This window comes from Xanthomonas sp. CFBP 8152 (assembly GCF_014199025.1).
GTDB classification, from domain to species: domain Bacteria; phylum Pseudomonadota; class Gammaproteobacteria; order Xanthomonadales; family Xanthomonadaceae; genus Xanthomonas; species Xanthomonas arboricola_B.
In genome coordinates this window covers 621,068-641,477 of record NZ_JACHNO010000002.1, presented here as the reverse complement: position 1 = coordinate 641,477, position 20,410 = coordinate 621,068, and the positions used below count along the sequence as shown (strand labels likewise).

The 20,410-nt window shown below is 66.7% G+C and carries 9 protein-coding genes; 5 read left to right on the top strand and 4 right to left on the bottom strand.

Going from position 1 to position 20,410, the window contains the following annotated elements; genetic code table 11:
* Nucleotides 1–398: 398 nt before the first annotated feature.
* Nucleotides 399–1,346, bottom strand: a complete 948-nt coding sequence (locus FHT09_RS10370) for a GAF domain-containing protein (RefSeq protein WP_104606548.1) — start codon at nt 1,344–1,346, stop codon at nt 399–401.
* A 313-nt stretch (nt 1,347–1,659) separates the two neighbouring features.
* The gene (locus FHT09_RS10365; protein WP_104606546.1) at nt 1,660–4,539 is read right to left on the bottom strand and encodes a pitrilysin family protein; all 2,880 of its coding nucleotides are present in this window, start codon (nt 4,537–4,539) and stop codon (nt 1,660–1,662) included.
* Between the two features lie 141 nt (nt 4,540–4,680).
* Between FHT09_RS10365 and FHT09_RS10360 the strand changes: the two genes are divergently transcribed.
* On the top strand, nt 4,681–7,392 hold the full coding sequence (locus tag FHT09_RS10360; RefSeq protein WP_258077239.1) for a PAS domain S-box protein: 2,712 nt from the start codon (nt 4,681–4,683) through the stop codon (nt 7,390–7,392).
* Nucleotides 7,393–8,419: 1,027 nt separating this feature from the next.
* On the opposite strand, the gene FHT09_RS10355 is transcribed toward FHT09_RS10360, so the two are convergent.
* Together FHT09_RS10355 and FHT09_RS10350 are read right to left on the bottom strand one after the other, a co-directional pair.
* Entirely contained in the window at nt 8,420–10,552 is a 2,133-nt protein-coding gene (locus FHT09_RS10355) for a methyl-accepting chemotaxis protein (protein ID WP_184416967.1), read from the bottom strand.
* Between the two features lie 271 nt (nt 10,553–10,823).
* The gene (locus FHT09_RS10350) at nt 10,824–12,242 is read right to left on the bottom strand and encodes a glycoside hydrolase family 5 protein (RefSeq protein WP_104606544.1); all 1,419 of its coding nucleotides are present in this window, start codon (nt 12,240–12,242) and stop codon (nt 10,824–10,826) included.
* 210 nt (nt 12,243–12,452) lie between these two features.
* Between FHT09_RS10350 and FHT09_RS10345 the strand changes: the two genes are divergently transcribed.
* The 4 genes from FHT09_RS10345 to mdoH all read left to right on the top strand — a co-directional run bounded on the left by FHT09_RS10345 (nt 12,453) and on the right by mdoH (nt 20,351).
* The gene (locus FHT09_RS10345) at nt 12,453–13,940 is read left to right on the top strand and encodes a SulP family inorganic anion transporter (RefSeq protein ID WP_104606543.1); all 1,488 of its coding nucleotides are present in this window, start codon (nt 12,453–12,455) and stop codon (nt 13,938–13,940) included.
* A gap of 239 nt (nt 13,941–14,179) precedes the next feature.
* Nucleotides 14,180–15,160 carry a GGDEF domain-containing protein gene (locus FHT09_RS10340; protein ID WP_181141356.1) on the top strand — a complete coding sequence of 327 codons (981 nt, stop codon included), beginning with the start codon at nt 14,180–14,182 and terminating at the stop codon, nt 15,158–15,160.
* Nucleotides 15,161–15,462: 302 nt separating this feature from the next.
* Complete coding sequence (locus FHT09_RS10335) at nt 15,463–17,091, top strand: M28 family metallopeptidase (RefSeq protein ID WP_104606542.1); 1,629 nt, start codon at nt 15,463–15,465, stop codon at nt 17,089–17,091.
* A 1,322-nt stretch (nt 17,092–18,413) separates the two neighbouring features.
* Nucleotides 18,414–20,351 (top strand): glucans biosynthesis glucosyltransferase MdoH, encoded by a 1,938-nt coding sequence (gene mdoH / locus FHT09_RS10330; RefSeq protein WP_104606541.1) that lies wholly within the window; start codon nt 18,414–18,416, stop codon nt 20,349–20,351.
* The last annotated feature ends 59 nt before the right edge of the window (nt 20,352–20,410 follow it).

Below are 20,410 nucleotides of genomic sequence, written 5' to 3'. Positions count from 1 at the left end.
CCACACCGCTCAATCACCTGGTCGCCGCGCGACGTGGAAGTGGACGAGCGAGGGAGGTGTTGTGGTCGGAGACAGCCAGGAGCGATGGAAGCTTGCACGCCAAGCGCGCCGCACGAGCGCGTGGCAACCGCACCCTCATCCGGCGCTGCGCGCCACCTTCTCCCGGTGGGAGAAGGGAAGCGTCCCGACAGGAATTGAAGACGTAAGGCAGTCTTCGTCAAGTATCGCGAATAGAACCCCTCCCGCCGGGGCGAGAAGGCACGGCTCTCGCGGCGAGGGCGCGTGTACCTTGGAGCACCCGCGACGCAAGCGCGGTTGGAGGCGCGCAGCAGGAGTTGTGAGGGCACGTCCATGAAACGGCGGATCAGCCGGCAGCCGGACGGTCGCCCCGCGCTACATCAGGCGCTGAGTCCGTCCTGCGCCAGACTCTGCCGATAGCGGTCTTTCTCGACACTCAGCGCGACTTCCGCGCGCAGGAACACCTGCCCGATCGGCTCGTCGCCACGGGTCGCCTGCGCCTGGCCGATCAGCACCGTCAGCCCGTGCGCATGCTGCTGCTGGGCGATGTCGCGCAGGTGCTGCAGCTTCTGTTCGGCATCGGGGCCGCGCAGCACGGCGATGAATTCGGCGCTGTCGGTCACGCGGTCCACGCTGTCGCCGTTGGCTTGCGCCTGCGCGGCCAGGGCCTGGTCGAGCTGTTGCAAGGCGCGGCCCAGGAGCCGCTCGCTCTGTTTTTCGGCCAGCGCGGCCAGCTCCTGCACTTCCAGGATCACCAGGCAATAACCGATGTCGGCGGCCACCGGGACGGCCGCCGGTGCCACCGGCTGCAGGATTGCCTCGCGCTCGAGCTGCAACTGGCGTTTGCGCTCGTCCAGCAGGCGCATGGTGACGCGCGCCAATGCCTGCAGCCCGGTGCGTTGAATGTCGGTGAGCGTGCGCGGCTCGGTGTCGAGTACGCAGACGGTGCCCAATGCCACGCCATCGGAGGTGACCAGCGGCATGCCGGCATAGAAGCGCGCGCCGGTCTCGCCGGTGACGACCGAGACATCGGCAAAGCGGCTGTCCTGGGTGAGGTCGCGCACTTCCATCAATTGTTCGGGGCTGCGGATGGCGTGATCGCACACTGCCTGGCTGCGGTCGGTCTGCTGCATGCCCAGGCCGAGCTGGGCCTTGAACCATTGGCGGTCGCGATCGACCAGCGACATCAAGGCGATCGGCGTGTTGCACAGACAGGCCGCCACCTGCACGACGTCCTGGTAGGTGTCCTCGGGCAGGCTGTCGACAATGCGGTAGCCGTCCAGGACCTGTTGGCGGGAGGCTTCGTCAGCCGGGGGCATTTGCTTCATCGAGTAAGTCGGACAAGCGCGAGCGAGGGGGATGCCACGATATCGACACTGCCGATAACGCAGCGTGGATATCGGCCACGCGCCGCGGCATGGCCTGAACGACGGCTCCAGATCCAATCCGCATCACACTGCGCAGGCGAGCAAGCCTGCAACCGGCGGGCTGAAGCGCTGGCGCGCGCTTGCCGACCCGCGTGCCATGCCTGCGCAGTGCGCGCAGGAACCAAGTACTCATACGCACACGCGCGATTGCGTGCCGCGCATCTGGCAACGGCGCGGCTCGAGGGCCGCGCCGTCGGTGTGCGGCTGACCAGCCTCAGCGCTTGACCGGCTTGCCGTCCACGTCCAGTACCTGCACCTCGCCCAGCTTGAGCGCACGCACCGGGGCTTCGATCTTCTTCAGGTCGCCCACGATCACCCAGGTCATCGCGTTGGGCGCGATGATTTGCTTGATGGCCTTCTGCGCGGCTGGCTGGTCGATCGCTTCCAGGCGCGGCTTGAGCGTCTGCACGTAATCGTCGGGGCGGTCGAACTGCACGATGCCTTCGATCGCACCCAGCACCGCGCCAGTGGTTTCGAAGCTGCCGGGCAGGGCGCGGATGCGCTGGTTCTTGATCTTCTCGATCTCGTCGGTGGTCAGCGGCTTGTCGCCGATGAGCGCGGTGGCTTCCTTGAGGATCTCGTTGGCCGACTCGGCGGTCTTGTCGGTCTGTACCGGCGCGGAGAACATGTACGGCCGCTGGCCCTGCGCATCCAGCATGCGGGTGCCGGCACCGTAGGCCCAGCGCTTGTTCTCGCGCAGGTTCATGTTCAGGCGCGAGGTGAAGGTGCCGCCGAAGGCGCCGTTGGCCACGCCGATCGCCAGGTTGTCCGGCGCCTTGGTGGACGGTGCGAGCAGGCCGGCCAGAATCACCGACTGCGGCGCATCCGGGCGGTTGATCAGGTACACGCGCGGCTTGGGCTGCGCGGCGACCTGGACCAGGTTCTTCTTCGGCAACGGCGTGGCAGGTGCTTTCCAGTCGCCGAAGGCAGCATCGAGCTGCGGGATGATCTGCGCCAGCGTGGTGTCGCCGGCGACCAGGATGCGCAGGTTGTCCGGACGCAGCCACTGGCGGTGGAAGGCCTGCAGGTCCTGGGCGTTGAGGCTCTTGATCGCCGCCTCGGTGCCGCTGCCGGTGAGCGGGATGCCGTAGGGGTGGCTCTGGCCGAACAGCAACGGCGGCAACGCGCGCAGTGCCAGGCTGTTGGGCTGGGTCTTTTCCTGCGCGATGCCGGCCAGCCACTGGCCGCGGATGCGCTCGATGTCGGCCGCCTTGAAGGCCGGGTTGCGCACGATGTCGGAGAACAGCTGCAGCGACGGCTGCAGCTGGTCGTTGAGCGCATCCAGCGAGGCGCTGCAGCTGTCCAGATCGCAGCCGACCGCAGTGATGGCGCCCAGGCGCTGGCGACGCTGCGCCACTTCCACCGAATCCAGCGCGGCGGTGCTCTCGTTCATCAGCGCGGCGCTGAAGCTGGCGGTACCGAGCTTGTTGCCCTGGTCGGCCGCATAACCGGCATCGAACAGCAGCTCCACCTGGGTGACCGGGATGGTGTGGCGCTCGGCCAGGATGACCTCGATGCCGTTCTTCAACTTGCCGCGCTGCAGCTGCGGAAAGCTCAGGTCGGGGAACTGGCTGGTCTGCGGCACGCCCTTGCTGCGGTCCAGCGTGGAGGCGGTGACGGTGTACTTGCCGGCGGCCGGCAGCCTGGGTGCCGGCTTGCCGGGTTCGTCGCCACGCGCGACCACTGCCTTGTCTTCGGCGGCGGGGTCGAAATCCTTGCCGGCCGGCAGCACCGTGAGCAGATAGTCGCCCTTGCCGAACCAGGTGGCGGCGGTCTGCTTGACGCTGTCCACGGTGGCGGCCTGGCCGCGCTGCAGATCCTGCTTGTAGGCGCCCGGGTCGCCACGGTAGACCTGACCCTCGGCCAGGATCACCGCCTTGCCGCCGAAGCCGCCGACCTTTTCCAGCCCGCGCACGAAGCCGGCGCGGTAAGCCACCTGCGCGCGTTGCAGTTCGTCGGCGGTCGGGCCCTGGGCGATGAACTTCTTGAGCTCCTCGTCGATGATCGCCTCGACCTTGGCCGGGTCCACGCCGTCCTTCACGTCGGCCTGGATCTGCACCTGGCTGGACAGCGCGAACGGCTGGATCGCCGCCGACACGTCATCGACCAGATTGTCCTGGTAGACCAGGCGCTGATACAGCCGCGAGGTCTTGCCGCCGCCGAGCACGGTGGTGGCCAGATCCAGCTGGATCGCCGCATCGCTGCCCAGCTGCGGCGCGGCCCAGGTGCGGTAGATGCGCGGCTGCGAGACGTGGTCGTGCTGCACGCCACGCTTCTGCGCGGCCAACGGGGTCACCCACGGCTGCTGGCGCGCCACCGGCTTGCCGGACGGGATGTCGCCGAAATACTGCAGCGCCTTGGCGCGCGCCTGCGCCACGGTGATGTCGCCGGCCAGCACCAGGGTGGTGTTGGCGGCGCCGTAGTTGTCGTTGAACCACTGTTTGACGTCGGCCAGCGAGGCCGCGTCCAGATCTTCCATCGAGCCGATGGTGTCGTGCTGGTACGGGTGGTTGGCCGGGAACAGGTTGGACAGGATGTTCTGGTCCACGCGGCCATAGGGACGGTTTTCGCCCTGGCGCTTCTCGTTCTGCACCACGCCGCGCTGGGTATCGAGTTCTTCCTGGCCGATCGCGCCGAGCAGGTGGCCCATGCGGTCCGATTCCAGCCACAGCGCGGTGTCCAGCGCGGTGGTCGGCACGGTCTCGAAATAGTTGGTGCGGTCGAACCAGGTGGTGCCGTTCATGTCGGTGGTGCCGACCTTTTCCAGCGGCGCGAAGAAGCTGCCCTGGTTGTTCTCCGAGCCGGAGAACATCAGATGCTCGAACAGATGCGCAAAGCCGGTCTTGCCGGCCGGCTCGTCGCCGGAACCGATGTGGTACCAGATGCTCACCGCCACCACCGGCGCCTTGTGATCCTCGTGCACGACCACGGTCAGGCCATTGGGCAGGGTGAAGCGGGTGTAGCCGATCTCGGGAATGGCACTGCTGGCCGCGGGCTTGGACAGGCTGGCCGGGGCGGCTGCGACGGCGGGAACAACGGCACCGGCGGCGACGCCGAGCATACCGGCGATCAACAGGGACAGCGGACGCAGCATGTGACACTCCAGAGCAGGACAATCGGCCGAGGGTAGTGGCTACCTGGCGGCCTCGCAAATGCTGTCCGGCAGGGGGGCGCCATGCGCGGCTGCCGGCAGGGCGGTGCGACGGGGTGCTGACTGCGGCGCCGGCCGGGCACAATCGCCAGCCAGCCAGTCAGCAAGCAGGCCCGGCCGCAAGCGCTCAAGTTGATCATCGCCTCGCCGTTACCTGGGGCGACCTACCTTGCCCAGACGTTGCCCACCGATCACGCCATGACCGTCCTGTTGCCGCCCGTGCCCATTCCCGCCGACGACGCCTTGCGCGTGGAAGCGGTGCGTCGGTTGGGGGTGCTGGATACCGAGCCGGAGGCCGAATTCGACGATATCGCGTGGCTGGCCGCACACATCACCGGCGCCCCGATGGCGATCGTGTCGCTGCTGGACGCCGACCGCCAGTGGTTCAAGGCGCGCTGCGGCACCGATCTGGAAGGCACCCCGCGCAGCGTGTCGTTCTGCTCCTATGCGGTGATGGGGACCGAGCTGCTGGAAGTGCCAGACGCCGAGGCCGACCCACGCTTCGCGCTCAACCCGCTGGTCACTGCCGCGCCGGGCATTCGCTCGTATGTGGGTGTGCCGCTGGTCGGCAGCGAAGGCTATGCCTACGGCACCTTGTGCACACTCAGCACCCGATCGCGCGTGCTCGACGAGAACCAGAAACAAGGGCTGATCCGTCTGGCGCGTCAGGCCGTCAGTCAACTGGAGGCGCGCCGCGACCGGCTGGCCGCGCAAGCGCAGCGACAGACCCTGAGCCGTTTGCTGGAAGCCATGCCCGACGGCGTGGTGTCCTGCGACAGCGATGGGTTGCTGCGTGAATTCAACCACGCCGCACGGCAATGGCACGGTACCGATCCGCGCCTGTTGCCGCCGATGCAATGGGCGCAGCACTTCGATCTCTACAACGCCGACGGCAGCGCGCTGCTGCCCACCGAGGCCATTCCGCTGGTGCGCGCCTGGGCCGGCGAGCATGTGCGCAATGCCGAGATGGTGATCCGCGCCACCGGCCAGCCAGCACGCAGCGTGCTGTGCAACGCGGACCCGGTGGTCAGCGACCAGGGCGCTGCCCTGGGTGCGGTGTGCGTGATGCACGACATCACCGAACTGCGCGATGCCTCGGCTGCGCTGGCGGGCGAACGCGCACGCCTGCAGTCGTTGGTGGACGCCTCGCAGGATGTGGCGATCATCGCCTTCGATCCCAACGGGCGCGTGGAATTGTTCAATCCCGGCGCCGAGCGCCTGCTGGGCTACGCGGCGGAGGAGGTGTTGGGGAGCTGCCCGGCACGGTTCCATCTGCCGGCCGAGCTGGAGCGGCACATGGCCACGCTGGCATTGTCGCCGCCGTCGTATATCAAGCTGGCCGCCGCAGCCGCAGGCGATGTGCTCGAAGAAGAAATCTGGACCCTGGTGCGCAAAGACGGTGGACTGCGGCGCGTGCGCCTGTGCTTCAACATCATCCACGACGCGCAGCAGGGACTGTCCGGCTACCTGGCAATGGCCATCGACGTCACCGCCGAGCTGCAGGCGCAGGCCGCCGCGCAGCTGGCGGCGGAACACTTCCGGGGCGCGTTCGAAACCGCCCCGCAGGGCATGGCGATCGTCTCGCTGGATGGCGACTGGCGCGATGTCAACCCATCGCTGTGCAGCATTCTGGGATATCCGCGCGAGCAGTTGTTGCGCACCACCTTCCAGACCATCACCCATCCGGACGACCTGGATATGGACCTGCGCCTGGTGCAGGAGCTGATCGATGGCAAACGCGACAATTACAGCCTGGCCAAACGCTACATCAGCCAGCAGGGCGCGGTGATCTGGGCGCAATTGTCGGTGTCGCTGGTGCGCGACAGCAGTGGCGCGCCGGTGCATTTCGTCTCGCAGATCCAGGACGTCACCGAACGCCATGTCGCCGCCGAACGCCTGGCCGAAAGTGAAGCGCGGCTGCGTGCGATCAGCGATGCCACACCCACCCTGGTGGGGCATTACGACGCAGCGCAGCGCTGCCTGTTCGCCAACCAGGCGCACCGCGACTGGCTCGGCGTGGAGCCGGCCAGTCTGGTCGGCTGCGCGATCACCCAGGTGCTGGGCGAGGACCTCGGTGCGGACGCGCGTGCTGCGCTGGCGCAGGTGAGCGCCGGGCAACGGGCCAACTTCGAACATGTGCTGCGTGGCGGCGCGACGCCGCGCGATGCGGAAATCACCCTGGTGCCGGAAACGCAGGGTGCAGCGACGCAGGCGCAGGGATTCTTCCTGATGGCGCAGGATGTCACCGCGCACAAGACTCTGCATCGGCTGATGCACGAGCGCGCGACCCGCGATGCCTTGACCGGCCTGCCGAATCGCCACGCCTGGTCCGAGGCGCTGCAGGTCGCGGTGACCCAGGCGCAACAGCAGCAGTGCGCGGTCGCGGTGATGTTTCTGGATCTGGACGGCTTCAAACGTATCAACGACCTACACGGCCACCGCGCCGGCGATGCGGTGCTGGTCGCCTTCGGCCGCTGCCTGCAGCGGGCGGCCGGCGATCGTTATCTGGTGGCACGCCTGGCGGGCGACGAGTTCGTGGTGTTGCTGGACAACCTGCAGGATCCGCAGACCGAATGCGCCGCAGTGGCGGACCGGATCCGCGCCGCTGCCACAGTGGGCGCCGTGTTCGGTGAACAACATCTCCCGATCCAGTGCAGCATCGGCGTCGCCTGGCAACACGGCCAACACGCCGACGCTGCCAGTCTGATGCATGCGGCAGACGAAGCGATGTACGCCGTCAAACGCGCCCGCTGCGGCAACCGCACCGCCACCACCGGACGCGACGCCGCGCGCTGACGCCGTGCATGCAGCAACACTTCCTTCTCCAGCCGGAGAAAGCACGCACAGGGCGAACGCGGCTAGGGCTTACCCATAAAGCCGCGTCAATCGCATCGATAAATGCACACTACCCACGATGTTGCACGGGTATGGACGCATCGATTGCAGAGCGATGATCTGAGGCATGGCTGCAGGGCCCTTGCCCGCCCACCCTCGCAGGACACGCCGCAAGTACGTCCGTGTAGGCTCTTACGCGGCATTCATGCCGCGTAAGGTCCCGCGACGGTGGGCGGGCAAGGACCAGTTGAGATGGTCGGTGCGCATGGCACAAGCGGTGTGCTGTACGCACTGTTCGGATAAATACGCGTCGGGTCATCTTCCCAGCGCAAGCCGGCTAGTTTTTCAAGAAAGCAGCCGACCAAACCACTGGCGCGGTGTCCTTGCCGATTGCGGGACCCTTGGCGGCATGGATGCCGCCAAGGAGCCTCCACGGACGGATTCACGGCGTGTCCCGCGAGCGGTGAGGGCATCGCGCGCTCGACTCGCCGAGCGTTTGACGTCAGCATCCACTCACGCCTCAACGCCGCCACGGGTCGGAGTCTCGGTGGCTCTACGCATTGCGCTTCGATCGATGTGGACACTACGGATAGCTCGGTTGCAGAGCGGAGGATCTGTGACTTCACTGCAAGGCCCTTGCCCGCCCATCATCGCAGGACACGCCGCAAGTACGTCCTTGTAGGCGCTGACGCGGCATCCATGCCGCGTCAGGTCCCGCGACGGTGGGCGGGCAAGGACCCGTCGGGATGGTCGTTGTGCATGGTTGCGAGTCTTCTGCCTCGCGCGGCTGTCTGATGTGTTGCGGTCTGACCAGCTTCTTTTGATTCGATGACGCGCTGGTTCTGATGCAGATGCGGCCTTCGGGGCGCGCGTTAGCCGAACTCCCGCTCCGCACCCCGATCCCGCGTTTGCGTCACGTGCGCCACCGGCGTGCATGCCGTGCCTCCTCGCCCCGCAGGGAGAGGGAGAGGCGCTCTACATCCCCCGATCAAGCCGCCTGCACGACCGAGCGCCGCTGCGGCAGCGCAGCCTGTTGCGGCACCAACCGGAACACTGCCACTGCGCGCGTCAGATCCGCCGCCTGATCTTCCATGCTGCGTGCCGCAGCGGTGGCTTCTTCCACCAGCGCTGCGTTCTGCTGGGTCATTTCGTCCAGCTGCATCACCGTGGTGCTGACCTGCTCGATACCGGCGCTCTGCTCGGTGCTGGCGGCGGTGATCTCGGCCATGATGTCGGTTACCCGTTTCACCGAACTGACCACCTCGGTCATCGTGCTGCCGGCCTGTTGCACCAGGTCCGAGCCCTGGGCCACCTTTTCCACCGAATCGGAGATCAGCTGTTTGATTTCCTTGGCCGCGCCGGCCGAACGCTGCGCCAGCGCGCGCACTTCGGTGGCCACCACCGCAAATCCGCGGCCCTGCTCGCCGGCGCGCGCGGCTTCCACCGCCGCGTTCAAGGCCAGGATATTGGTCTGGAATGCGATGCCGTCGATCACCCCGATGATGTCGGAAATACGTGCCGACGATTGCGTGATCGCCTGCATGGTGCTGACCACTTCCTGCACCACGCGGCCGCCGCTTTCGGCCACGTCGCCGGCGCCCTTGACCAGCTGATTGGCCTGGCGCGCATTGTCGGCGTTCTGGCGCACGGTGGAGGTGAGTTCTTCCATCGAGGCGGCGGTTTCTTCCAGGTTGGCCGCCTGATGCTCGGTGCGGGTGGACAGGTCGGCATTGCCGCTGGCGATCTCGCCGGCGGCCGTGTTGATCATCTCGGCCGAATGCTGGATGCCCTGCACGATGGTGGTCAGCTGGATCGCCGTGCGGTTGGCCGCATTGGCCAGGCGGCCGAATGCGCCCTCGTAGTGCGATTCCACCCGTTGCGACAGATCGCCATCGGCAATTGCGGCCATGATGCGGCCGACATCGTCCAGGCCTGCATCGGCCTGCTGCATCAGGCGGTTCAACGCCTGCACCATTTCGGCAAACGCGAACTGGTAGCGCGATTGTTCGCCACGTGCGGAGAAATCGCCGCGTGCGGCCGCGTCGGCCAGGCGTGCGATGTCGCTGTTGATCGCCGACAGATTGCCCTTCACCGTGTCCAGCGCTTCATGCAGCGCCGCGCGCTGGCCGGGCAGGCGACGCATGTCGCGGCGCAGGTCGCCACGGCCGTACTCGCCCATCAGGTCCATCGCTTCGTTGATGGCATCCAGATGCTCGAACACCACCGTGTTCACGCCGTGCGCCAGGGTGCCGTAATCGCCTGGGAAATCCTCTGGAATGCGGTGCGCGATGTTCTCGCCCTGCTGCAGCCGGATCATGGTCTGCATCTCGCCGTTGAAGCGCTGCAACTGGGTCTGCATCTGCTGCATGCTGTGCATCAGCTGACCGGTCTCGTCGCGTGATTCGACCCGGATATCGTTGTCGAAGCGGCCTGAGGCAATCGCCTCTGCGGTGCGCGATGCTGCCCGCAGCGGTGCTGCCATCGCCGAGGCGATCAACCAGCACAGGCCGATCACCATGGCCACCAACGCGCCGCCGATCAACGTCAATGTGCGGGTGAAGCCCCAGGCCTGCACCTGGATGTCTTCGGCGTACACGCCCATCACCAGTACCCAGTTCCAGGCCGGAAAGGTCTTGGCATAGCTGATCTTGGGCAACTGTTCCTTCTTGCCCGGCTTGGGCGCATCGTAGTAACTGAAGCCGTCGCCGCGCTCGATCGCAGTCTTGATGTCGCGATAGACGTACTGCCCGGCGTCGCTCTTGTAGTCGCTCATGTCGGTGCCGACGGCGCGCTTGGGATGCATCAGGATGCGCATCTGCGGGTCGACGATGAAGAAGTAATCCACCCCGTCGTTGGTCCGCATGTCGGCTAGCGTGGCGCGTGCAGCTTCCCTGGCCTGTTCGACCGTCAGTTCGCCGGCCTTGGCCTTGTCTGCATAGTGCTGCATTACGGTCAGGCCCATCTCCACCTCGGTCTTGACGCTGAGCTTGCGCGCCTCGATCAGGTCCAGATACTGCAAGCGTGCCGCTGCCACTGCCAGCAGGATCACCCCTACCGTCAGCAAGCTGCACAACAGGACGAACTTGCGGGTGAGCGGGAGATTGGCGACGTGACGACGCAACAGGGAGACGACGGGCATGGCAACGACATCCGGAACGCGCGCACGGCGCTATGTCATGGATAGCGGCTGATTCACATGCGGATTGAATGCTAATTGCGGCAGCGTCCGCTTGGGCGATGCCGCAACGCGCCAATGCGATGTAGGGGCGTACCCGGGCGCGACGAGGGGTTACCGATAACGCCTGGTCGCGCCCGGGTGCGCTCCTACGACGTCATGAGCATTGATTCATCGATGCAACGGCGGACACGTACTGCGTGGCCGCTGTAGTGCATCAGCCTGCCGCGCAGAAGCCGAACTCGGCCGTCGCACCGGCGGCCAGGGTGCGGTTGAAGTCCACGCCGCTGGCCTTGAGCGTACTGCCGCTCTGCGACCAGGTGGCGTTCCAGGCATTGTTGACGGTGCCGGTGACCGGCAGCGAGATCGCCCAGGTGCCACTGGCGGTGCCGGTGTTGGTGACCTGCACGCGATTGCAGTAGCCGCCGTTCCACTGGCTGTCCACGCTCACCTTGGTGCTGAAGCTGCCGCCGGGCGTCGGGGTCGGCGTCGGCGTGGGAGTAGGCGTTGGCGCGGTGCTGCTCACCGTGCCCCACAGCGTCCGCAACAGCGCCATCTTGTCTTCGCGCACGCTGGTCCAGTCGTCGCGCAGGATGCCGCCGGTGTCGCCGCTGTTGGGGTTCCACGACCAGTAGAAGCCCTCGTTGATGCCCTTGCTGCGCAGATACTTCACCAGCGCGTCCTGCCAGACCTTGTCGCGGGCATCGCCTTCGCCATACTTGCCGCCGAATTCGCCCAGCAGCAGCGCATGCGTGCCGGCGAACTGACCGAAGTGACGGTCCCAGATCGCAGGCATGTTGTTGGGGAAGTTGCTGTCGTTGAAGTACGACTGCGCGTACACGTCCGGTCCGTACACATGCGGTGCCAGCAGCAGGCGGTTGGCCGGAATGTTCAGCGGCGTGCAGGCCAGCGGCTGCAGATTGCCGCCCCAGAAGATGCCGCCATTGGTTGAGCAGACCGGATTGTCGGTGATGCCTTCCACCGCGATGATCCATTTCGGCGCCACCGCCAGCACTGCGGCCGAGCCGCGCTCGGCGGCCTTGTTCCAATCGGTGGCCGCGTTGCCGGTGCCCCAGGTGGCTGCACCGTGCGGCTCGTTCTTCAAATCCAGGCCGATCACGCTGGGCACGTTCCTGTAGCGGTTGGCGACAAAGCGCAGATCCTCCAGCCACTGCGCTTCGGAGTACGAGCCGGTGTACCAGAGCTCGGAAATGGCAGCGCAATCGGGGGTGTGGTGATCCAGCAGCACATACATGCCGCGCGCGTTGAATTCGTTGATCACCTTGTCCAGGATCTGCAGCGAACTCAGGCCCTGCAGGTCGGCATTGAGGCTGTAATCGATGCTGGTCGGCATCGTGCTGCTGCGCAGGGTGGCCGGACAGAATGGCAGACGCACGGCGTTGAAGCCCAGGCCCTGCATCTGGTTGATCATGTCCTTCCAGTTGCGTGCCCACAGGCCGTGCATGACATGGTTGCCGGTCTCGAAGCCGAACACATTGACGCCCTTGAGCTGGACCACCTTGCCGCTGTCGTCGACGACCTTGTTGTTGCTGATGGAATAGCTGAAGGCCGGTGCGGCGGCGAGCGCCAGTGCCGTGGCCAGCGCGAGCGTACTTGCAGTCCTGAAGATAGACATGGTGGTCTCCCTAGCGAACCCGGCTCGACACCCGAACCCGGTGAGGGGGGCATCTTGGTCCGCGGCTGCATCGTCTGGCGTGATCCGGACCACAGAAAGGCGCATTGCCGCACCGGTCACACGCCGGCTGCGGGCCGGGTCGCTTTCGCGCACACTATCGCCGTTGTCGCCTGTCCGCAGCTGTCCTTTCTGTCCCCGGAGTGTCTTCCAATGTCCTTGCTGCGTGCCGAACTGGCGCAATGGCGCGCCTCGCCTGCGCGCGAACTGATGGCCGGCGCAGTCGCCACGTTTGCGCTGATTCCCGAAGTGATCGCCTTTGCGTTCGTGGCCGGCGTCGACCCGCAAGTGGGGCTGTTCGCGTCGTTCGTGATCGGGATCGTCATCGCGTTTTTTGGCGGACGTCCGGCGATGATTTCCGCTGCGGCCGGGTCGGTGGCCCTGGTGGCCGCACCGCTGGTGGCCGCACACGGGCTGCCCTATCTGTTGGCGGCCGGGCTGCTGGCCGGTGCGGTGCAGATCCTGTTCGGTCTGTTGCGGCTGGGCGTGCTGATGCGCTTTGTCAGCAGCTCGGTGCGCACCGGCTTCGTCAACGCGTTGGCGGTGCTGATCTTCGCCGCGCAGCTGCCGCATCTGCAGCACGCCAGCCTGGCCACCTGGAGCATGTTGGCGTTGGGTTTGCTCATCATCTACGGCCTGCCGCGTCTGCCGCTGCCGGGCGTGTCGGCGATTCCTTCGCCGCTGCTGTGCATCCTGGTGCTGACGGTGCTGGGCTCGGCGTTGCATCTGCCGCTGGAGACGGTGGCCGACCTGGGCAAGCTGCCTAGCGCGCTGCCGGTCCTGCAATGGCCCGCGGTGCCGCTGACGCTGGAGACCCTGCGCATCATCGCCTTGCCGGCGCTGGCCATTGCGATGGTGGGGCTGCTCGAGTCGCTGATGACCGCACGCGTGGTCGACGAACTCACCGACACCCCGAGCAACAAGAACCGCGAGTGCACCGGGCTGGGTCTGGCCAACACCGCTGCCAGTCTGTTCGGTGGCATTGCCGGCTGCGGCATGATCGGGCAGACCGTCGGCAACGTGAAGTACGGCGGACGTGGCCGTCTGTCGACCCTGTTCGCCGGGGCGTTCCTGCTGATCCTGATGGTGCTGCTCAAGCCGTGGGTCTCGCAGGTGCCGGTGGTCGCATTGGTGGCGATCATGGTGATGGTCTCGGCCGAGACCTTCGACTGGCGCTCGCTACGCACCGTGGTCATCCATCCGCGCACCTCCAGCGTGGTGATGCTGGCCACCGTGGCGGTGACCCTGGTCACCCGCAACCTGGCCGCCGGCGTGGCGGTGGGCGTGCTGTTGAGCGGGGTGTTCTTCACCTTCAAGGTGGCCGGGCTGCTGCAGATCACGCACAGCGACGGCGACGATGGCGTGCGCACCTACCACGTGCGCGGTCAGGTGTTCTTCGCCTCGGCCGACGTGTTCATCGACGCCTTCGACGCGCGCCAGGTGCCCGGCCGCGCGGTGGTGATCGATGTCGGTCGCGCGCATTTCTGGGACATCACCGCGGCGGCGGCGCTGGACAAGGTGGTGCAGCGGCTGCGCCATCACGCGCTGGAGGTGCAGGTCAAAGGCCTGAATGCCGGTAGCCGGCGCCTGATGCAGGCGCACGCGCTGGGCGACGATGCGCTGGAGTCTGCACTGCCGTAGGTGCCGTAGGTGCCGTAGGGCGCAGGCCGGTCGCGCGCCTGCACATCCGTGTACGCCGGCTGGCCGTGCGCGGCGCCGGCCGGCAGGCGGACTCAAGTTCGCGGGCGCAGCGCCGATGAACCGGCATCGAGATTGCCGGTAACCCCCGTCGTGATGCCAGTGCGTTACAGCCCGAGAGGTGTGCCCGCGTGCCGTGACCGGCGCTGCGTGCCAGTGTCCGCCCGCGGGATGGTGCGGCAATGACCACGGCACCGTTGCTGGAACGGATGGTGGACCTGACCGCCATTCGCGACGCCGATCTGCTCGACCTCAGCCTGTTGCGGACCATGCGCGAGGTCTGCGCGTCCGAAGAACTGTCGCTGCTGCGCATCGCTCCGGATGGCCGCACCATGGCCGAAACGCGGCTGCGCGAGGATGGCCGGCTGTCGCTGACGGTGGCCGACATCCACGACGCGCAGATGCGCGCGCAACTGGCCGACCTGCACGGGCCGGGCGATGTGGTGCAGCTGCAGCAGGAAGGTCGCGCGCTGCTGGTGTATCCGATGATGGAAGCACGCGGGATCCGCACCTGCCTGCGTGTGGGCGGCACACGCGCACCCGGCGCCGCCGAGCAGGTGATGCTGCAGGGCTTTGCGCGTTTCTTCCAGAACTACCGCAGCCTGCTCGACGATGCCCAGCGCGATGCGTTGACCGGCCTGCGCAATCGCAAGACCTTCGACGACATGATCTTGCGCCTGTTCGCCGGTGGTACCGATGCAGCGGCGAGCGAAGGGGTGTGGCTGGGGATCGTGGACGTCGATCACTTCAAGCGCGTCAACGACACCTTCGGTCACCTGTACGGCGACGAGGTGCTGCTGCTGGTCGCGCAATTGATGCAGCGCTGTTTCCGCCAGGACGATCTGCTGTTCCGCTTCGGCGGCGAAGAGTTCGTGATCGTGTTGCGCGGCGTGGATCGCGACACCGCGGTGAGTCTGTTCGAGCGCTTCCGTCTGGCGGTGGCCGAGCATGTGTTCCCGCAGGTCGGCAAGGTCACCCTCAGCGCCGGCATCGTCGAGCTGACCGACGGCCAGTTGATCAGCCAACTGCTCGACGAGGCCGACAAGGCGCTGTACTGGGCAAAGCAGCACGGCCGCAATCGCGCCGAGGTGTATGCCGAACTGGTGACCAGTGGGCAGATGCAGCAGGCTACCCAGCAGGTCGGCAGCGTCGACCTGTTCTGAGCGGCACTGGCGTTCGTCGGCGGTGCTGCGGTTTAGCTCGCAGCAGCATGTAGCAGTTGGACGGCATCCAGCGCCATGAGGCGCAAGGTGGATGGCATGCCCTGTGGCAGTGCCCACTGCCACAGGGCCATATCGATCGACGCTGCATCGCTGCCGAGGCACGTGGTGTCAGTGCGACGGCATGCATCGGTCGCTGCCGTGCACACCCGATCAGCCCCCGCAGTGGCTACACTCCAGGGCTGTTCGGACACTACCTGGGTGCTGCAGTGAAGCGAGTTGTTACCAAGCGCGTTGTAACGGGAATGCTGGCGATGGCGGTCTCGACCGCACTGATGGCGGCGACGCCGACCTTTGATGGCGCGCGCATCTCGCGCGACGTCAAGGAGCTGGCCTCCGATGCCTACGAAGGGCGTGGCCCGGCCACCGCCGGCGAAGAAAAGACCATTGCCTACCTGAGCAAGCAGTTCGCCGCTGCCGGCCTGCAACCGGGCGGCGATCTGACCGACGGCAAGCGTGCCTGGACCCAGGCGGTGCCGCTGCGCCGTGCCGATATTCTCGGCACGCCGAGCATCACCCTGCAGAACGGCAGCAAGCCGCAGACGCTGGCCCAGGGCAAGCAGATCGCCATCCGCGCCGCGCTGGACGGCTCGTCCAAGGTCGACATTGCCAATGCGCCGCTGGTGTTCGTCGGCTACGGCGTCAAGGCGCCGGAGCGCGACTGGGACGACTTCAAGGGCGTGGATCTGAAGGGCAAGATCGCGGTGGTGCTGATCAACGACCCGGATTTCGAAACCGGCAAGGGCGCCTTCGACGGCGCCGGCATGACCTACTACGGCCGCTGGACCTACAAGTACGAGGAAGGCGCCCGCCAGGGCGCGCTCGGCGTGCTGGTGGTGCACGAAACCGCGCCCGCCTCCTACGGCTGGGACACCGTGGCCAGTTCCAACACCAACACCATGTTCGATGTGGTGCGCGACAATCCGCGTGCCGCGCATCCCACCCTGGAAGGCTGGATCCAGCGCGATCTGGCCGCCGACCTGTTCAAGCAGGCCGGGCTGGATTTCGACGCCTTGAAGAAGCAGGCGCAGACGCGCGGCTTCAAGCCGGTTGAACTCAAGGGGCAGGGGCTGAGCGCCAGCTACCAAGTCAAATCCGATGTGATCACCTCGCACAACGTGGTTGCGCGGCTGCAAGGCAGCAGCCACCCGGATGAAACGCTGATCTACAGCGCGCATTGGGACCACATCGGCGTCGGCAAGCCCGACGCACGCGGCGATACCATCTTCAACGGCGCGCTGGACAACGCCAGCGGCACGGCCGCATTGCTGGAACTGGCGCGCGGCTTTGCCGCCGGCCCCAAGCCGCAGCGCTCGGTGGTGTTTTTGGCCGTCACCGCCGAAGAAAAGGGCCTGCTGGGCTCGGAGTTCTACGCCTCCAAGCCGCTGTACCCGCTGGACACCACCGTGGCGGTGATCAACATGGACGGCATGAATCCGTTCGTGCCGTCGCGCGATTTCGGCATCTACGGCACCGCAAAACTCGAATTGCTCGATCAGCTCAAGACCGTCGCCGGCCAGCGGAAGCTGCGCTACACGCCCGATCCCAAGCCGCAGGCGGGATATTTTTTCCGCTCGGATCATTTCTCCTTCGCCAAGCGCGGCGTGCCGGCGCTGTCGTATGCGGCCGGGCAGGATTGGGAAGTGGGCGGCGTGGCCGCGGGCAAGGCCGCCTCCGACGACTACACTGCCAAGCGCTATCACCAGCAGGGCGATGAGTGGAAGCCGGACTGGACCTTCGCCGGTGCAGCGCGCGATCTGGGTGTGCTGTACGCGCTGGGCCAGCAGCTGGCCGATTCGCGCCAGTGGCCGAACTGGAGCAACGATTCGGAGTTCCGCGCCACCCGCGATGCCAGCGAGGCGGCGCGCAAGTAGGACCGGCTGACACGACGACAGCGCGTCCATCGGCGGCGTCGCTGCTGCCCGAGGCGGCATGTGCCACGTGTGCATGCCGCCTCCGGCCCGCGCAACGTGCCCGGTGCTCGCCAGGTCTGTTCGGCTGCTTCAATGCCGTGAGGTCGCGGTTGTCCTGGCGGGCTAAGGTGCCACGCACGCGTCGTTTGCAGAGCGGTTGATGAGAGGCCCGGCTCTCAAGCCAATGCCAGCACATCGGCGTGCGGCGAGGGCGCCAGAGCGGCGGTTCGCGAGTTGGCTGCAGGGCCCTTGCCCGCCCGCCATCGCAGGACACGCCGTGAATCCGTCCATGGAGGCTCTTACGCGGCATCCATGCTGCGTAAGGTCCCGCGACGGTGGGCGGGCAAGGACCAGGCGAGATGGTCGGTATGCGCAGTGACAAGACAGGGCGTGGCGTGCGTTTTTCGAATCACGTTGCGTCCGATCAGTTCCTCGCGCAAGCCGAGCAGCAGACAGGCCTCCAACACGCGACCTGCGAACGCCTCGTCTGCTCACCGCAAGCCGAGCGACACGCTTTCAAGAAAACAGCCGGCCAACTGTCTGGTGCGGTGTCCTCGCCGATTGCGGGACCGTGTGGCGGCATGGATGCCGCCACCGAGCCCCCAGGGATGGGTTCACGGCGTGTCCCGCGAGCGGTGAGGGCGCCGTGCCCTCGGCTGACCAGGCTTTTTGACCTCAGCTTCTGACTGCCTCAAAGCGCGGCACCGACTCGAAAATCCCGGTTATCGTGAAGCGATCAGAGAATGCGGAACGCACCGTCCGTGGTCAGAACCAAGATCGGCGCGGGGCCTATAGCGCTGATTTCGAGACCCCATGACGCGCGCCTGCCGTCGTAACCCGGTCAGCGTCATCGCCGCGATCGCCAGCGCCGGCAAGGCTGTCGCTACAACCGATTGCGCCTGCTGGCACATCTATTGCATTTGTCTGACACGACAGCGTGGTTTGACGCCCGTGACAGCACGCGTGCCAGACTGCAATCTGTTGGGGTAGCGTTCGGTCGCTGCGGCGTAGTCTGCCGCGCGGTCCTCGTCGGGTGGGGCGAAGACCGCGGCGCGGCCTTCGTTTCCTTTAACGGTCGATTCCTTAAGATGAGCCGTGACGTCATCGTCGCAGCCAGGAGAGCTTGTGCATCGGAGTGGTCTTAGAGCTGCCAATTTTGCGACGCGGTCGCGCGCTGTCGGGCCTGCCCGGACCGCAGCGCACGCGGCGACGTTGCCACGCCTAGCGGGGAGGGATCTCCCGCTTCAGCCCACACTGCCGCGATCGTGCGGCGGGCAGCCTTGATGGACGGCACTGTGACTTTTTCCCCCGCACCAACCGATCTGCCCCCCATTTCGGCCCTCGATGCCGGTCAGCCCACGCTGCCACCGGAAGCGCCGCTGGCCATGCCCGAGCAATCCCTGCGCGAAGGCCGTCTGCAGGTGCCGCATCAGCGCACCGCGCCGGTCGGCATCGGCCTGCGGCGTTTCTATCTGATCGGCGGCACCTTCGCCACTACCGCGGTAGCGGTATGGGTGATGCTCAGCGTGCTGTGGCCCGATGGCCTCAGCGTGCTGGAAGGCTGCCTGCTTGGCCTGTTCGTGCTGCTGTTCGCCTGGATCGCGATGTCCTTTGCCAGCGCGGTGGCCGGCTTCGTCACCGTGGTGGCGCGCGCCGGACGCAAGCTCGGCATCGATCCGGATGCGCCGCTGCCGACCCTGCACACGCGCACCGCGTTGCTGATGCCGACCTACAACGAAGACCCGCGCCGGCTGCTGGCCGGCCTGCAGGCGATCTACGAATCGGTGGCCGAGACCGGCCAGCTGGCACATTTCGATTTCTTCGTGCTCAGCGACACCACCCGCGAACATATCGGCGCTGCCGAGGAACTGGTCTACAACGAGCTGTGCGATCGCGTCGGCGGACACGGGCGCATCTTCTACCGCCGCCGCGCCGACAACGCCGCGCGCAAGGCCGGCAATGTCGCCGACTGGGTGCGCCGTTTCGGCGGCAACTACCCGCAGATGCTGATCCTGGACGCCGACAGCGTAATGACCGGCGACACCATCGTGCGGTTGGTCGCCGGCATGGAAAACAATCCGGACGTGGGCCTGATCCAGACCCTGCCGGCGGTGGTCAACGGGCAGACCCTGTTCGCCCGCATGCAGCAGTTCGGCGGGCGCGTGTACGGGCCGATCATCGCCTTCGGCGTGGCCTGGTGGCACGGTGCCGAGAGCAATTACTGGGGCCACAACGCCATCATCCGCACCCAGGCCTTCGCCGATCACGCCGGCCTGCCGTCGCTGCGCGGGCGCAAGCCGTTCGGCGGCCATGTGCTCAGCCACGATTTCGTCGAAGCCGCGCTGATGCGGCGCGGCGGCTGGGCCATGCACATGGTGCCTTACCTGCAGGGCAGCTACGAAGAAGGCCCGCCCACGCTGACCGACCTGTTGATCCGCGACCGCCGCTGGTGCCAGGGCAACCTGCAGCACGCCAAGGTGGTCGGCGCCAAAGGCCTGCACTGGATCAGCCGCATGCACATGCTGATCGGCATCGGACATTACTTCACCGCGCCGATGTGGGGCCTGCTGATGCTGATCGGCATCGGCATTCCGCTGGCCGGCGGCGGCATCGATCTGGCCGGCGACCTGCCGTTCTCGCCTGCCCGTTACTGGCATGGCAGCAGCCAGGGCAATGCGATCTGGATCTTCGTCTGCACCATGTTCGTGCTGCTGGCGCCCAAGCTGCTCGGCTACATCGCGCTGCTGCTCAACCCGCGCGAGCTGCGCGCCTGCGGCGGCGCGATCCGCGCGCTGCTGAGCATCCTGCTGGAAACCGTGCTGGCGGCCCTGATGGCGCCGGTGGTGATGTACCTGCAGTCGCGCGGCGTGTTCGAAGTGCTGGCCGGCAAGGATTCGGGCTGGGATGCGCAGGTGCGCGACGACGGCAAGCTGTCGTGGCCGGCGCTGTTGGGCAGCTATGGCGGGCTGACCGTGTTCGGCCTGTTCATGGGGGCGGTGGCCTATACGGTGTCGCCGTCGCTGGCGGCCTGGATGGCGCCGGTGATCGTGGGCATGGCGGTGTCGATTCCGGTGGTGGCGCTGACCTCGCTGCGCCGCATCGGCCTGGGCCTGCGCCGCGCGGGAATCTTCTGCATTCCCGAAGAGCTCGATCCGCCCAAGGTGCTGGTGCGTGCGGCCGAGCTGCGCCGCGCCGCCGCACTGGAGCCGTCGCTGATCTGAGCGCGCGCCAGGCGCATGGCGGGACCGATGCGTCTGGCGGCCTCCGTGCCTGTCGCGCC